The organism is Vibrio sp. 2304, assembly GCF_033339475.1.
Lineage (GTDB): Bacteria > Pseudomonadota > Gammaproteobacteria > Enterobacterales > Vibrionaceae > Vibrio > Vibrio alginolyticus.
In genome coordinates this window covers 973,189-988,393 of the sequence record NZ_JAWOUQ010000001.1, presented here as the reverse complement: position 1 = coordinate 988,393, position 15,205 = coordinate 973,189, and the positions used below count along the sequence as shown (strand labels likewise).

Here is a 15,205-nt window from a genome sequence, read left to right as displayed (position 1 = left end):
TAGCTTTAGTATTCGACACTGTAGTTCAGTGTGAATGTGCGACCTCTTCCTTTGTAGTCGTACGCTGCTGCATCGTAGTGTGCTGCATAAAGAATCTGCGCACGTTGTCCCCAAGCGGTTGTGTAGTCTTCGTCAAATAGGTTTTGAATACCAAAACCTAACTGCCCGATAGGTAGTGTTACGTTACCAAGAAGATCAAACGTAGTGTATCCATCTAGTTTATTGTTTGCGTCATCTTCGTAATCAAACATCGTCTGGCTTTGTAGACGTAGTGAATAGCCATCCTGATAGTAAGCCGCCCACGCGTTCGCTTTTGATGTACTTGCTTTACCCGCGCTTAGATCTTCCCACTTACCGTTGGTTTTCAGCTCAGAAACCACATAGTGACCTGATGCACCTAACAAAATATCACGGTTTACCCAGTAGTTAATGTTTGCTTCGGCACCGTATACACGTTGCTCGTCATCAACATTGGTGATTAGGAGCGTCTTCTTGTCATACTTGATTGAGTTATCCGACACCGAGTAGTAACCCGCCGCTTGCAGTGCGACAGTATCCGTATCTAATCGGTAACCAATTTCATAGCTGTCCGTTTTGATGCCCGACATTTTTGAGTCAGATACATTAATGCTATTGTTCAACGCGTAGTGACCATTTGCATCCGCGGCATCGTAGCTACCTTGGCCGTAGTACTTTGCAGGATCAGCGAGTTCGAAACCTTGAGAGAAGTTCGCCCAAAGCTGAGATTCATCGTTAAGCTGATAAATAGTGCCCAAATTAAATAAGCTCACAGAGTAGTCAGTGCTGCCACCTGGTACCGCATCCGCTGATACACCATTACCCGATGCGATCTTCTTTTGTATACTATAGGCAACAAAATCATCAATCTTATTGTCCATGTATTGGTAGCGGTAGCCTGCTTGTACTGACCAATCTTGATTGATTTGGTAATCCCCTTGGACAAACATTGCGTAAGACGCCACATCAACATCTGGGTAACGCCCCACTTCGGCATAGGTTCGATTAATTAAGTTCCCAGAGCTGTTCGCAATGGTTGGATCGAACAGAGCCTGGTTACTTTCAAAACGGTCTAAGTACGCATCGACACCATAAACAAGTTTGAATGACTCCCAGCTTTTAGCTAACGCTAAGCGCCCAGCAAAAACTTCTGTTTTTTGTTGAGAGGCACTTTGGTAATAAGGAGTAAAGGTTTGGTCTTCACTACGGTAAGATAACTCGCCTATCAGTTGATGACCGAATACGCTGTCGTGAGCGTAGTTCGCACTTAAGAGAACTCGCTCTGTACCATGTTCACGGTCGGAATCGAACCCCTCTCGTACATCAACAAATTTATTGTTAACAATGTACAAACCGTATGGCGAATCTTGCTGGCTGTCATAGTATTGTGCGACAAGGTTTAACTTGCTGGCATCGGAGATTTGAATCTCGGTCGATCCCATAACATCGAGCGTTGAATTATACTGCAAAGAGCCCTGTGAAATGTCTGGGGTGACAATGTCGCCATTTGCGTCAAATGCACCTTGTGTCTCGGTGTACACAACCGAACCTCTAGCGGTAATTCGCTCATTACCACCCGAGATAGACTGAGCGAGTTTGTAATCAAAGTCATCGCTGCTATTAAAACCTGTAGTGCCACTCACGTAGGATTCAAACGACAAGTCATCCGAGTACGCTTTCTTGGTGATAATGTTAATAACACCACCAGTAGCGCCTGCCCCATAAATGGAGGTTGCACCAGATAGTACTTCAATTCGCTCGATGTTGAATGGGTCTATTGCGTCTAACTGACGACTAATCGGGCGAGAAGACTGTAACGAGACACCATCAATCATTACCAACATTGCTCTACCGCGAAGGTTCTGACCATAGTTAGTTCGACCACCGGTGCCGACGTCTAAAGAAGGGATGGTTGCAGAAAGAATATCACCCAGTGTCTTCCCCGCACGATATTGCTGAGCAATCTCTTCTTGGCCAACAAACCAAACCGTTCCTGGAATATCGGAGATCGATTTCGGCATCACACTGCCTACAACAACCAATTGCTCATCGCTCGGAGTCGATGTTTGTTGAAGATTTTCTGCTGCTATTGAGCTAACTGCGTATCCACTGCTCATCGCAAGTACGATGAGATTGAAAGAAAACGTCCTTTTCATCATTGTATTTATCTTTTTGTTGTCAACAAGAGCATGCAATGATACTTATTCTCACTCTCAAATCGAGCACTGTTACACAAGTTAAATAAATGTTAATTAAGAACCTTCTTGCTCATAAGCTGTCGATTTTCCTCTAAACGAGGACAATCTGCACAAAGCTTTCTGCCTTCACACTTATAGACTAAACAACAACTTTTTCTTACTAACTTTAGCGGCTGATCAGATTCCGTCTCATGAAGTGAGCGGCTATTATCAACATCCAAACCCATTGCGCTTAGCCACAAGACCGCATGCTCCTGAAGTGTCGAGTTAGTCATTTGCGGAAAGCGCTGTTGGAGACGAATTAAACAAGCCATGATTCCGTCCGACATCAATTGATGGGTGAAGCCAGGACGAATGCGTGTCCATTGACTCATCTCCTTTTGATAGAAGTCGAACAGTTCTCGGATTTGACGCCCCGCCTCTTTTATCAACGCCTCTGGCTCGCCATGTATATGCGCTTCGTCGGCGAATCGGTACCCAGAAACAAAACAAGGTTTGAGGTGCTGCGCTATCTCGCGAATGTTTGGCAACGTGTGGTAACCGTAAATAGAGATGAATGCGACATAAACTGGCTGCCAACAAAGTAAATCCCACGTTCTTGTCAACCAATATGCTTTTCCCGCTTCCGGATGAGCCTCCGAGATTTGCTGGTAAAGGCCTTGGATGATCGGGTTGATATCATTTTCGATATGGATAGCTTCTTGCCCTATCTCGCCGATATCACCGTGTAGGTAAGGTGTAATCTCACTCGAAGTTTGAAACAGTTGCGGGAAAAATTGCTCAGACATGATGGCTTATTGTTGGTGTAGTCATTCTGACACCTTTATACCCAAGCACCAATCGCAATGCAAACTATTATCCTTTGCGTTTTCATAACAAAGAAGCACTCTTAGGGTTAGTTATGAATGTATTTCCGAGTTCTGTGAAGCTGTAAGGTCTGGTTACGTATGCGATGAATAGCAACAAACTCTTAAACCTCTTCGCATTTAACGCTCACATGATCGCAAAAATACACAGCATAAAAACACCCTGATAAAACTGTGTTAACAGTTTCCCTGTGTAGCGTGAGTTATTGCCAATAATTGAATATTGCTGTTTCTTATCCAGCGGATTGTGAACAACATGAAGTATTTTCTTTCTGAATATCGAGACAATACAAAGAGGTAATTTGGCTATGTAGCCCTCTGTTTTGAATAAGGAAATCCACATGTTGTATCTTGAGTTTCTATTTTTGCTCGTGATGCTGTATATCGGCTCACGTTATGGTGGTATAGGCCTTGGGGTCGTATCCGGAATTGGCTTGGTGATTGAAGTATTCATCTTTAAGATGCCGCCAACCTCTCCTCCTGTCACCGTCATGTTGATCATTTTAGCGGTGGTAACATGTGCTTCCATTCTTGAAGCCGCTGGCGGTTTGAAATACATGCTGCAAGTTGCCGAGCGTGTGCTTCGTAAGAACCCAAAACGCGTCACCCTTATTGCTCCGTTCGTGACTTACTTTATGACCTTCCTACTTGGTACAGGTCACGCGGTTTACTCTATCATGCCAATCATTGGCGACGTTGCGCTTAAAAACGGCATTCGTCCAGAGCGTCCTATGGCTGCCGCTTCTGTCGCCTCTCAAATCGCAATCACAGCCTCGCCAATTTCAGCAGCAGTGGTTTACTACTTGGCGCAACTCTCCGACATTCAACACGAGATCACTCTGCTCTCAATTCTGCTCGTTACCGTACCTGCAACGCTATTCGGTACGTTGTTGATGTCACTTTACAGCCTAAAGCGTGGTAAAGAGCTAGACGACGATGAAGAATACCAAGAGCGTTTGAAAGATCCTGTGTGGAGAGAAAAAATCCTCAACACAACTGCAACGTCTCTTGATGAAGTACTACCAACAAGTGCTCGTAACTCTGTATTGCTGTTCATTGCTTCTATCTTGGTTATCGTCGTTATCGCGATGTGGCCAGACATTCGTACCATCGTAGATGGCTCGAAGCCAATCAGCATGGCAGTTGTGATTCAAATGATGATGCTCTGCTTCGGCGGTATCATTTTGCTTGCGACCAAAACTGACCCGCGTGACGTACCAAATGGGGTGGTATTTAAATCTGGTATGGTGGCGGCGATTGCTATCTTCGGTATTGCATGGATGTCAGATACCTACTTCCAGTACGCTATGCCTCAATTTAAATCTGGCATCGTAGAGATGGTAACCAACTATCCTTGGACATTCGCGCTTGCGTTATTCATTGTGTCGGTTGTGGTGAACTCTCAAGCTGCAACGGCTCGCATGATGCTGCCTGTTGGTCTCGGCTTAGGTTTGGAACCTGCGCTGCTTATCGGCTTGATGCCAGCGGTATACGGCTACTTCTTTATTCCCAACTACCCTTCAGATATCGCGACTGTGAACTTCGATACATCGGGCACAACTAAGATTGGTAAGTGGTACTTCAACCATTCATTCATGTCTGTGGGCTTAATCGGCGTGATTGGTGCGTGTTGCTTGGGTTACTTGCTAGGGCAAATGATCATTCCTTCGTAACTAGCCAAATCAACGATAAATTAGAGGCGAGTCATTGTACGTTTTCGTACAGCCTGAGTGACTCGCCTTTCTTTATTGCACTATTAACTACAGCAAGAAATCGTCATCAATCGCGACAAAATTGTCGGCACAATCAATCAGAGTTTGAGATGTAAGTTTAGGTACACCATAAACGGTCACCGTTTTATTGAAGCGCTGCTGAATTCTCTCTACTAGCAGACTAAAGTCTCCATCTCCCGAAACTAGAATCACTTCCTCAACTTCGGGAGCAATTTCAATTGCATCGAGAGTAATACCCACATCCCAATCGCCTTTCGAGCTACCATCACGACGCTGGATGTAGGGTTTAAGCATCACCTCAAAGCCAACACCACGAAGAATATGGTGGAACTGACGTTGCTTGGGATCATTGCTCGCAATAGCATAAGCACGAGCACTTACCACCTCTTTCCCTTGTGTGGCAACATACCAAAACTGGTTGTAATCAAAATTGCTTCGATACGCTTCGCGACAGGTGTAATACACATTCTGTACATCAACCAAAATAGCGATTTTTTGTTTGCTTTCCGAACTCATCTATTTCTACGCTCAATTTATTTGCTGCCTACCCTATGCCAGTTTTGGAAAAAGCACAATGAGCCAATTCCACTAAACTTAACGTATAAAAAGTTATTTGGGTTTCTAGGGGAACTGTCATGGGCGGAAAGTTACTAGTGATACTACTTTCTTGTATCTTGTCATCGACAGCATTTGGTTATCCAGCGCACTCCAAATACTGGCCACATAGAAGTGTGCTCTACTTTGCGCCGGAAAATGATGAATACGTCAAACAATTCTTGCTAGAAACACTTATGAATGAGTGTGAGTTGGAAGACAGAGATGTCGTCACACTGGTCATTACAGAGCAAGGGTATACCTTTCCTGCTTGGCTTAAAGAAGAGTTCGACTTAAAAATGCTAGCTCGTCTTTATGAGGTCGAAAAAGGATCTCACACCGCTATTTTGCTTGGTAAAGATGGTCTAGAAAAGCACCGCTGGGGCGCAGAAACAGACTGGCCGTTTATCAACAACCTCATTGATCAAATGCCTATGCGTAAGCAAGAAATGCAGAGGCAGCAAAGCCCCTGTAAAATATAGTCACTTCTGGGCAATGTTACTTTGCGAACCAATCCAACTTGTTGTGAAGTTGAGTCACGCTACCAACCACAATCAATGCTGGGCTCACGGCTTGCTCTGCCATGATCGATAGCTCGTTCAACTTTCCTTGGAACACGCGCTGCTCTGGGCGCGTACCGTTTTCAATAATGGCGCATGACATCTCAGGATCTAACCCATGAGTGATCAGCTTATCCATAATATGGCCGCTTTGCTTCAAACCCATGTAGAATACAAGCGTGTTATTAGACTGAGCTAGTGAATGCCACTCAATTTCACGACCATCTTTTTGTACATGACCAGTGATAAATTGAACGCTTTGTGCATGGTCGCGGTGTGTTAATGGAATACCAGCATAAGCCGTTGCACCCGCTGCTGCTGTGATACCCGGAACCACTTCGTATTTGATGCCAAATTCGGCTAGCTCTTCTAGCTCTTCACCACCACGGCCAAAGATAAATGAGTCCCCACCTTTTAGGCGCACAACGCGCTTACCTTCTTGCGCTTTTTGCACCAAGATTTGGTTGATTTGATCTTGAGGCACACAGTGAAAATCGAGTTTTTTCCCAACATAAATCATCTCTGCTGATGCATGAGCCAACTCAAGAATCTCTTTTGATACCAATCGGTCGTACACAACAACTTCAGCCGCTTGAATGGCTTTTAAGCCTTTTACTGTGAGCAAATCAGGATCACCAGGACCTGCACCAACAAGAGAAACAAAGCCGCTGTTTAAAGATGAGTTAACAGTTGTCATATCAACGCCTATCGAAAAATTTAGATATAAAGAGTAACACTCGCGTTATGCACTTAGGGCTAAAACCACTCTAAGGAGTTATTACTTTTTATAGCTAAATCAATACAATACTTATCGAAAGTTAAATGAGTTGAACAGCCCTACCTACCATAGGTAGGGCCAGATAAAAGCGGTTTATTTTGCGATTGCAGGCTCTGCTTTTACTTCTTCTTCAACTACGTTGATAGAAGGCGCTGTTTTCGCGTGAGTTAGGTACAGTGGAATACAAGTCATTACGAGACCACCAACAATATTACCTAGAATGGTTGGAATAAGGTTGAAGTTCAACCAAGTAGCGATACCAAAATCCGCACCTAGAATCATACCTAGTGGGAATAGGAACATGTTTACTACGGTGTGTTCAAATACTAGCGCAAAGAAGATGAAGATTGGGAGCCACATCATTGCTACGCGACCAGACACAGAACGTGCCGTCATGTTGCCGATAACGCCTAGACACACCATTAGGTTACAGAAGATGCCGCGTACGAAACATGTGATCCATCCGTCCATACCCATGTTTTCAAAACCAAGGCTACGCGCGGTAGAAACAGCCACAAATTTCTTCGCTACTGCATTCAGTTCTAGAGAGAAGTTACCTGTTAGAGAGATAGCCACTAGGTAAGCAACGATCAGAGAACCGATAAGGTTACCCAAGCCTACAAGACCCCAACAACGGAAGATACGACCCCAAGTGATGCCCGGACGGTTAGCAAACTTAGCCAGAGGCGCTAGACCAAAAACACCGGTTACTAGGTCATACCCCATCACACTTAGAATTACGAAACCAACGGGGAAAACAAGTGCTCCTACAAGACCGATACCCGTTTGTACAATCGCGGTAATAGCAACCACCACCGCAAGCGAAAGAATAACGCCAGCCATCGTACCGCGAAGCAGAAGGTCTCGCGTGCTTGTATTGGTTTTCGCTTCACCAACATTGATCATGGTTTGCACGAATTCTGCAGGCTTAAAATCAGTAGACATGAATGTGTCCTTATCCAAAATTGAAAGTTAAAAAGTTAAAGATTGAATAGAGAAAGGCTTCCCGTTGACACCTGAACGCTGTCTACAACACCTCGCTTCCCTGTTCCCCTGAGTTGATGCTTGGAAAGCCTTTGTCTATTAAATCTAGGTTTCAGTTCATTCCCTCCCCCTAAGAGGAGGGAATGAAAACCAAGCTTACGCAGAGATTTCTACTTCGCCGTTGGTTACACGCGTTTTGTACGCTTTCACGCTAAAACGTTCGTCTTCCATGCACGCACCTGTTGTCAGGTTAAAGCGCTGCTTCTTAAGTGGGCTAGCCACCCAAAGCTCGCCTTGGTGCTCACAGATCAAACCGCGAGAAAGCACGTTTGATTGGAAGAACGGGTCTGTGTTGCTGATCGCCAGCACTTCTTCTGCTTGTGTTGGGCGAAATACCGCAACTTGCTGACCATCAACCAAAGCACAAACACCTGTGCCCGGTACGATGTCGCTGATTTGGCAAATCTTTTCAAATGACATAATCAACCTTCCCTTATGCTTCAGTGATCGCTACGTGTAGGATGTCGCCTTTCGCTTCAGGGTGTTTTTCCGTGAAGGTTGCTGGGCGGTGCTGTTCACGCTCTTGTACAAACACGACGTTTTCATCGCGCTTGTCAGAGTTGATGAAGTGCGCGAAACGAGTCAGTTGTGATTCGTCGTTGATGGTCGCAGTCCACTCACACTCGTACTCGTCTACAAGCTTCGCTACGTCTGCTTCTAGTTGAGCGTTGATGCCAAGTTTGTCGTTAACAATCACTTCGCGTAGGTAGTCAACGCCACCTTCCATGTTTTCCATCCAAACTGATGTGCGTTGTAGTGGCGCAGCAGTACGGATGTAGAACATCATGAAGCGGTCGATGTACTTGATTAGCGTTTCTTTATCTAGGTCACTTGCAAGTAGGTCTGCGTGACGAGGTTTCATACCACCGTTACCACATACGTACATGTTCCAACCTGCGTCAGTCGCGATAATACCAAGGTCTTTACCTTGTGCTTCCGCACACTCACGAGTACAGCCAGAAACACCGAACTTCATCTTATGAGGGGTACGAATGCCTTTGTAACGGTTCTCGATGTAAGAACCCAGACCAACAGAGTCTTGAACGCCGTAACGACACCAAGTTGAGCCCACACATGTCTTCGCCATACGAAGTGCTTTGGCGTACGCTTGACCTGTTTCAAAACCAGCGTCGATAAGCTTGCGCCAGATCTCTGGAAGATCGTCTTTTTGAGCACCAAACAGACCAATACGTTGAGCACCGGTTACTTTGGTGTATAGGTTGTATTCTGCTGCAACGTTCGCTAACGCACCCAGTGCTTGAGGTGTTACTTCACCACCCGCCATACGTGGGATAACAGAGTAAGTACCGTCTTTTTGGATGTTACCTAGGAAGTTGTCGTTCGTGTCGTGCAGCTTAACCAGTTGTGGCTTAAGAATGTGCTCACCCCAGCAAGAAGCCAAGATAGAACCAGCCAGTGGTTTACAAACTTCACAGCCGTAACCTTTACCGTATTTCTCTAGCAGCTCATCAAACGTTTTGATCTCTTCTATGCGGATTAGGTGGAACAGCTCTTGGCGTGAGTATGCAAAGTGCTCACACACGTCGTTCTTCACTTCTATACCAGATTTAGCAAGCTCTGCGTTTAGGACAGAGGTTACTAGAGGAATACAACCACCACAGCCTGTACCTGCGCCAGTCACTGCTTTGATGTCGCCCAATGTGTGGTGACCATCAGCAACCGCTTGAGCGATCTTGCCTTTGGTTACGTCGAAACAAGAACAGATCACTGCGCTTTCTGGTAGAGCATCTGCACCTAGTGCTGGTTTCTCAGCGCCTGCGTGTGCAGGAAGGATCAACGCATCTGGGTGTTCTGGTAGGTCGATTTCGTTCAGCATAAGTTGAAGCAGGTCGCCGTAGTCAGAGGTGTCACCAACCATAACCGCGCCAAGTAGTTTCTTGTTGTCTTTAGAAACGATAAGACGTTTGTAAACTTCTTGTTCTTCGTTCTGGTAAACGTAACTCTTACAGCCTTCAGTACGACCGTTCGCGTCACCGATTGAACCTACTTTTACACCTAGAAGTTTCAGCTTCGCAGACATGTCAGCGCCTTCGAATTTGCTTTCTGTGTTACCTAGTAGGTGGTCAACAGCAACTGTCGCCATCTTGTAGCCAGGAGCAACAAGGCCGTAGAACATTTCGTTCCAAGACGCACACTCACCAATCGCGTAGATGTTCTCATCAGAAGTCTGACAATGATCGTTGATAGCAACACCGCCACGAGGTGCCACTTCTAGCTCCATTTGGCGTGCTAGTTTGTCTTGTGGACGAATACCTGCAGAGAATACGATGAAGTCTGTTTCTAGCTCTGAGCCGTCAGCAAAACGCATAACGTTGCGTGCGTTTGTGCCTTCTGGCGCAATCTCAAGCGTGTTTTTGCTAGTGTGAACGTTCACGCCCATACGCTCGATCTTTTGTCGAAGTTGGTTACCACCAGCAAGGTCAAGTTGCTCAGCCATTAGCTTCGGTGCGAACTCAACAACATGCGTTTCTACACCCAGTGCTTTCAATGCGCCTGCTGCTTCAAGACCTAGCAGACCACCACCGACAACAACGCCTGATTTGCTCTTCTTCGCACACGCTTCGATCGCTTTAAGATCTTCGATAGTACGGTAAACAAAACAGTCTTTGCTTTCGTGACCTTTGATAGGTGGAACAAATGGGAATGAGCCAGTAGCAAGAATCAGCTTGTCGTATTGAACTTCGCGACCAGTGCTTGAGTAAACAATGCGGTTTTCACGGTTGATGTTGATCGCGCGTTCGCCGATCAGCATGTTAATACCGTGTTTCTCGTAGAAGCCTTCTTTTACTAAAGAAAGTTCATCTGCAGTATGGTGAGAAAAGTAAGAGGAAAGGTGCACACGGTCGTATGCGACACGAGGTTCTTCACAGAAAACCGTAATGTCCATATTAGACATATCAGCTTTCTCGACTAAGTCTTCAATATAACGGTGCCCTACCATACCGTTACCGATGACTACTAGCTTCAACTTGCTCATTATAATTCCTAAGGGTTAGGTTCTTATCACTGAGCTCATTGTTAATTGTGAAAGAAAATTAATACATGATGTAAATCAATTACAATTTCAAACTACCCTAAAGGGGTAGATGAACGTATTTATCTGACTATTGCGAAATAAAAAGTAATTTATTAACGGATATTGGTAGTTTTAACAAACTGAGATAACCGAAGCCATGCTAGCAACGGACTATACCGTTTTGCTTTTATGAAGTTAGGCTGACCATCGAAACCGAGCACACCTACGATAAATCCTGCTTTGCTTCTAAACGACGCACTCACTTGACTTCACCGTTTCAAGGTGATCAGAGAACAATATCTGAAGTGATTGAAAGATTTAGAAAAATCAAGCTTCACAACAAAAATTTTTTACTAGCTAAGTCGCACTATAAAGACTAAAATCAGGTTTAGTTCATATGGAATAGCGTCCATATGATTGATACCGTAATTGACATATAGAGTGCCGTCCCATTTTTGTGAGGCGGCCTTTTATTTGGGAGTCATAAAATGTCAGAAAACAATTCTATCTACATCTCAAGCTTAGATATGAACCGAATCACGGCTTTGTTGGATAAAATGCCAAACATCGCAGCGGAGCTTGTGGAATTAGAAGCAGAGCTCGACCGAGCAACAGTTCTTGAGCCAGAACAAATGCCAGATAACGTGGTCACGATGAACTCGACTGTAGAGTTTAAATTTTCAGGTGAAGATAGAACCATGACAAAGACACTGGTTTACCCTTCTGAACTGAAAAGCAGTGATGATATCTCTATTTTTGCACCCGTAGGCAGCGCACTGATCGGTTTGTCTGTCGGCCAAAAACTTGACTGGCCAATGCCAAATAATCAAGTGAAGACAATTGAAATTGTCGATATCACATACCAACCTGAGCGTTGTGGTGCACTAAACCGCTAACCCTCAGTAGTCCCGGTGCAAAGGCCTCCATTTAAGACTTTGCACCAGGAGAGCCCCTCGCTTACCCCCTATTTCCTTCTTTGTTTTCCAAGCATTTACTTTACTGCTCTTAAGTAACATCACCGATTCTTTATTATTTACCGCATATTCAATATTTATATCTCCAAGCTCAATCATAGAAATTGCAAAGTATTTTTCGTATATTGTCGCTCCGAAAACGACGTAAATTATGCGCAAAATGGAAGAATATCTAACTCGAATTGCCTGCTTAGAAAAAGAAAATGAAGAGCTGAAGCGGAAGAATGCGCGACTACAAGAAAAGTTGAATGCTGCACTCGACAGTAATGGACTGTGTTTGTGGGAGCAGCATATTCCTTCAGGTACTTTGACGATATTCAATATGCAGTGGGGAAAAATGCTAGGTTATCAGCCCCATGAGTTAACCGCGACGGTTGAAACGTGGAAAAACAATCTCCACCCTGAAGATTATGATCTTGCGGTGGGTGCATTTGAAGATCACCTAGCTGGCAAAACCGACCTTTATGAGGTAGTTCATCGCATGATTCATAAAGACGGCAGTGATAGTTGGGTCTACGATCGAGGGCGCATCGTCGAGTATGGTTCTGATGGCGAACCACTGCGCATGATGGGCACTCATATCGATATTACAAAAGAAAAGCGATATGAGCAGCAACTGGCTAAGTTAGCTTCGAGTGATCCATTGACCGGACTGTTAAATAGAAAAGCAATTGAGGAAAACTTTAATCATCAACCTCAAACCAAGCCGTCTCAGCAGTCTGCCTTAGTGTTTGTTGATATAGATAATTTTAAAGCAGTTAACGACCAGCTAGGTCATCATACTGGTGACACCCTCCTCATCAATATCGCCAATAGCTTAACAGAGCTTGCGTCAAGCAAGTCTCAAGTTGGACGCATAGGAGGCGATGAATTTGTGATCTTAAACTGGCATTCAAGTCGAGAGGAAATATCCCAACTTTGCAATCAACTCTTAGATTCAATCATTCCAGCGATAAATCAAGACTTACATAAAGTAACGATAGGAATGAGTATCGGTGTTTGTCTCTTTAACAAAGGAAAGCAACCGTTTAATGAAGTGTATCAAAAAGCCGATCACGCAATGTATGAGATAAAGAAAAATGGCAAAAATGGCGTTGCCTATATCCAGATATAATAAATCTCTTGTTTTTTGAAATTAATATTTCTTTAATTTGACAATTTTCTCTATGGAATTGATAGCATCTTATTTTTAATAAGTAATTTATATATAAAACAAAAGAAATAACAAACAATTAAGAGTGTTGCATACTACACGGTGTAATATTACTACTGTCTTTGTAACTACTTTTGTTGCATACAATATTGTCTCTTATTATTTTTATAAAAACCACCAGTAAAAATTAGTTAAACATTATAATTCATGAACTTATAAAAACCGAAATACATGGTTGAATTTTAACCACCCCTTCTGCTAATATCTCGCCTCGTGTTTAAAAGTAATAAACACACACAAATATAAAACAAACTTTATAAAACATAATGCACACTTGATAATTACTGGTTCTATTTGGGTAGAGCTCGTTATTTATTTTATTTAAAACATTATGAATTTGTAATTTCATTTAATATCAAAATATTAAGTAGGTATATAAATTGAAGAAGGTCATCCTCCCTCAATTGGGCTTTGTTGCGTCAAATTTACGCTTGCTAGCTCTTGGCTTTGTAACCCTCGTGCCAGCATATTCTTTTTCATCAGAGGCTTATGTTGAGCAAGTGGCTAGTGGTGAACAAAAAACATTAGTTGTACTCGTCAATTTCCAAGAAAACCCTCAAGAGATCCCGATCTCTAAAGAAGACGCCCATCATGTTGTTTTTAATACCGTTAGCGACTTCTATTCGCAAATGTCCCAGGGGCAACTTTGGCTAACTGGTGATGTTGCTGGAACATTCACCTTGCCGATATCAAACCAAATTTGCGATGATGATGCTGTAGCTGCGGAAGCCAACAAAATGGCTGAAACTGCGGGATATCAACTATCAAACTATGACCGTTTTATCTACTTAACAACCAAAACTGGATGTGCATCAGAAGGCTCTGGTAGTCAAGGATTAACTCCCTCTAGAGCGTCAATAAATGCGGTTTTCGAGCCTCGAGTTATCGCCCATGAATTAGGACATAATTTTGGATTGCATCACGCTTCCGCACTCGACTGTAAAGACGGTACGTTGGCTGGTGATTGCCGTGTCATAGAGTACGGTGATAGCTACGATACGATGGGTAACTACGATATGGGTTACTTTAGCGCCTTCCAACTGGAAAACTTAGGGTGGCAGACCTCCCCTGCTCAAATCATTTCTAGTGATGGTGTTTACTCTATTGATGCCTATGAAGACTTTGAAAGTACTTCATCAAAAGTTTTAAAAATCCCAAGAGGTACCGATCCAATTACAGGCCAGCGCCAATGGTTTTACGTTGAATATCGACAAGCTCTTGGCTACGACAGCTTTTTACGTGACCGTTCGTACATCGTATACCGCCAAGATGTGACAGAAGGTGTGGTTGTGCGCCTAGCGACAGACGGTGATCTTAAAAGTAGCCGCTTGCTACACATGAAGCCTGACTCCACTTTCAGACAATTATTTGGGAGTAATGACTGGGAAGACCCCGCTCTTCCAATCGGTGGAACATTCACCGATCCAAAAACAGGCGTGTCGATTACTTTGGAAAGTGCTAATGGTCAAAACGCACAGGTCAGTGTCATATTTGGTGGTGAATCAGGGCAATGCGTTGCGACATCGCCTCTACTCTCTCTAACCCCACTTTCAGGTTCTGATGCTAATGCCGGAGAAACATTAGCGTATAATCTAAAAGTGACGAACCAGAACAATACAGAATGTGCAGACGCGACCTATACAACAGCTTTAAGCGTTCCTGACGGATGGAATTATGACGCAAGTGCCTTGACGGTTCCTTCCGGCATGAGTGCAGAAACGACGGTCATGGTTACGTCAAACAGCGATGCTCAACCGAACTCTTACAGCATAGCCGTTGACGTTATAGATGCTGAAAATGAACAATCAGCCAAAACCGAGCTACCTTACACAGTGTTATCTGAGTCAACGTCACCACTTGAAGCGGTGAATGATAGCGTAACGATCAGTGATAAATCCGTCGTTCGCATCCAACAGTTAAATAATGACTCATTTGAACAATCGACTTCTCTTGCAATTACGGTCGCTAAGCCAAACAAAGGCAGCGCCCGTGTACTGAGCGATGGCTCCATTGAATACATACCTTCGAAGAAGTTTAAGAATAATGATTCATTTACTTATACGATCAGTGACGGTCAATCTTCTTCAACCGCGACGATTAGCATCACCTTACAATCGAGTTCTGGTGGGAATGGTGGTGGAAACGGTAAAGGGAAACCGAACTAAATCACGCAATTCAATATGAAAAAGC

Annotated in this window: 12 protein-coding genes; 5 read left to right on the top strand and 7 right to left on the bottom strand. The window is 44.0% G+C overall.

What is annotated here, in order from left to right; translation table 11 throughout:
- Nucleotides 1–5: 5 nt before the first annotated feature.
- Nucleotides 6–2,177, bottom strand: a complete 2,172-nt coding sequence (locus R7P64_RS04420) for a TonB-dependent receptor (protein ID WP_005387982.1) — start codon at nt 2,175–2,177, stop codon at nt 6–8.
- Between the two features lie 89 nt (nt 2,178–2,266).
- The gene (locus tag R7P64_RS04415) at nt 2,267–3,004 is read right to left on the bottom strand and encodes a siderophore ferric iron reductase (protein ID WP_005387980.1); all 738 of its coding nucleotides are present in this window, start codon (nt 3,002–3,004) and stop codon (nt 2,267–2,269) included.
- A gap of 419 nt (nt 3,005–3,423) precedes the next feature.
- Between R7P64_RS04415 and R7P64_RS04410 the strand changes: the two genes are divergently transcribed.
- Nucleotides 3,424–4,755 (top strand): anaerobic C4-dicarboxylate transporter, encoded by a 1,332-nt coding sequence (locus tag R7P64_RS04410; protein ID WP_005376060.1) that lies wholly within the window; start codon nt 3,424–3,426, stop codon nt 4,753–4,755.
- An 87-nt stretch (nt 4,756–4,842) separates the two neighbouring features.
- Here the strand turns inward: R7P64_RS04410 and R7P64_RS04405 are convergent, their stop codons facing one another.
- Nucleotides 4,843–5,331 carry an NYN domain-containing protein gene (locus R7P64_RS04405; RefSeq protein ID WP_005387978.1) on the bottom strand — a complete coding sequence of 163 codons (489 nt, stop codon included), beginning with the start codon at nt 5,329–5,331 and terminating at the stop codon, nt 4,843–4,845.
- Between the two features lie 119 nt (nt 5,332–5,450).
- On the opposite strand from R7P64_RS04405, the gene R7P64_RS04400 reads away from it, so the two are divergent.
- On the top strand, nt 5,451–5,891 hold the full coding sequence (locus R7P64_RS04400) for a DUF4174 domain-containing protein (protein WP_005376058.1): 441 nt from the start codon (nt 5,451–5,453) through the stop codon (nt 5,889–5,891).
- A gap of 16 nt (nt 5,892–5,907) precedes the next feature.
- Here the strand turns inward: R7P64_RS04400 and cobA are convergent, their stop codons facing one another.
- The 4 genes from cobA to nirB form a co-directional block, all read right to left on the bottom strand.
- Complete coding sequence (gene cobA / locus R7P64_RS04395) at nt 5,908–6,666, bottom strand: uroporphyrinogen-III C-methyltransferase (protein WP_025767740.1); 759 nt, start codon at nt 6,664–6,666, stop codon at nt 5,908–5,910.
- A 174-nt stretch (nt 6,667–6,840) separates the two neighbouring features.
- Nucleotides 6,841–7,692 (bottom strand): formate/nitrite transporter family protein, encoded by an 852-nt coding sequence (locus R7P64_RS04390; protein WP_213972773.1) that lies wholly within the window; start codon nt 7,690–7,692, stop codon nt 6,841–6,843.
- A 195-nt stretch (nt 7,693–7,887) separates the two neighbouring features.
- The gene (gene nirD / locus R7P64_RS04385; RefSeq protein WP_005387969.1) at nt 7,888–8,211 is read right to left on the bottom strand and encodes a nitrite reductase small subunit NirD; all 324 of its coding nucleotides are present in this window, start codon (nt 8,209–8,211) and stop codon (nt 7,888–7,890) included.
- 13 nt (nt 8,212–8,224) lie between these two features.
- The gene (gene nirB / locus R7P64_RS04380; RefSeq protein ID WP_238854907.1) at nt 8,225–10,789 is read right to left on the bottom strand and encodes a nitrite reductase large subunit NirB; all 2,565 of its coding nucleotides are present in this window, start codon (nt 10,787–10,789) and stop codon (nt 8,225–8,227) included.
- A 527-nt stretch (nt 10,790–11,316) separates the two neighbouring features.
- On the opposite strand from nirB, the gene rnk reads away from it, so the two are divergent.
- From rnk to R7P64_RS04365, 3 genes are all read left to right on the top strand, one after another.
- Complete coding sequence (rnk, locus tag R7P64_RS04375) at nt 11,317–11,724, top strand: nucleoside diphosphate kinase regulator (RefSeq protein ID WP_005390213.1); 408 nt, start codon at nt 11,317–11,319, stop codon at nt 11,722–11,724.
- A gap of 238 nt (nt 11,725–11,962) precedes the next feature.
- Nucleotides 11,963–12,916 carry a GGDEF domain-containing protein gene (locus tag R7P64_RS04370; RefSeq protein ID WP_262658392.1) on the top strand — a complete coding sequence of 318 codons (954 nt, stop codon included), beginning with the start codon at nt 11,963–11,965 and terminating at the stop codon, nt 12,914–12,916.
- Between the two features lie 479 nt (nt 12,917–13,395).
- Nucleotides 13,396–15,180, top strand: a complete 1,785-nt coding sequence (locus R7P64_RS04365; protein ID WP_262658382.1) for an Ig-like domain-containing protein — start codon at nt 13,396–13,398, stop codon at nt 15,178–15,180.
- The last annotated feature ends 25 nt before the right edge of the window (nt 15,181–15,205 follow it).

What these genes read in the sequence shown, in the direction of transcription:
- R7P64_RS04420 (WP_005387982.1), bottom strand. Translation starts at nt 2,177, where the DNA reads ATGATGAAAAGGACGTTTTCTTTCAATCTCATCGTACTTGCGATGAGC.
- R7P64_RS04415 (WP_005387980.1), bottom strand. Translation starts at nt 3,004, where the DNA reads ATGTCTGAGCAATTTTTCCCGCAACTGTTTCAAACTTCGAGTGAGATT.
- R7P64_RS04410 (WP_005376060.1), top strand. Translation starts at nt 3,424, where the DNA reads ATGTTGTATCTTGAGTTTCTATTTTTGCTCGTGATGCTGTATATCGGC.
- R7P64_RS04405 (WP_005387978.1), bottom strand. Translation starts at nt 5,331, where the DNA reads ATGAGTTCGGAAAGCAAACAAAAAATCGCTATTTTGGTTGATGTACAG.
- R7P64_RS04400 (WP_005376058.1), top strand. Translation starts at nt 5,451, where the DNA reads ATGGGCGGAAAGTTACTAGTGATACTACTTTCTTGTATCTTGTCATCG.
- cobA (WP_025767740.1), bottom strand. Translation starts at nt 6,666, where the DNA reads ATGACAACTGTTAACTCATCTTTAAACAGCGGCTTTGTTTCTCTTGTT.
- R7P64_RS04390 (WP_213972773.1), bottom strand. Translation starts at nt 7,692, where the DNA reads ATGTCTACTGATTTTAAGCCTGCAGAATTCGTGCAAACCATGATCAAT.
- nirD (WP_005387969.1), bottom strand. Translation starts at nt 8,211, where the DNA reads ATGTCATTTGAAAAGATTTGCCAAATCAGCGACATCGTACCGGGCACA.
- nirB (WP_238854907.1), bottom strand. Translation starts at nt 10,789, where the DNA reads ATGAGCAAGTTGAAGCTAGTAGTCATCGGTAACGGTATGGTAGGGCAC.
- rnk (WP_005390213.1), top strand. Translation starts at nt 11,317, where the DNA reads ATGTCAGAAAACAATTCTATCTACATCTCAAGCTTAGATATGAACCGA.
- R7P64_RS04370 (WP_262658392.1), top strand. Translation starts at nt 11,963, where the DNA reads ATGGAAGAATATCTAACTCGAATTGCCTGCTTAGAAAAAGAAAATGAA.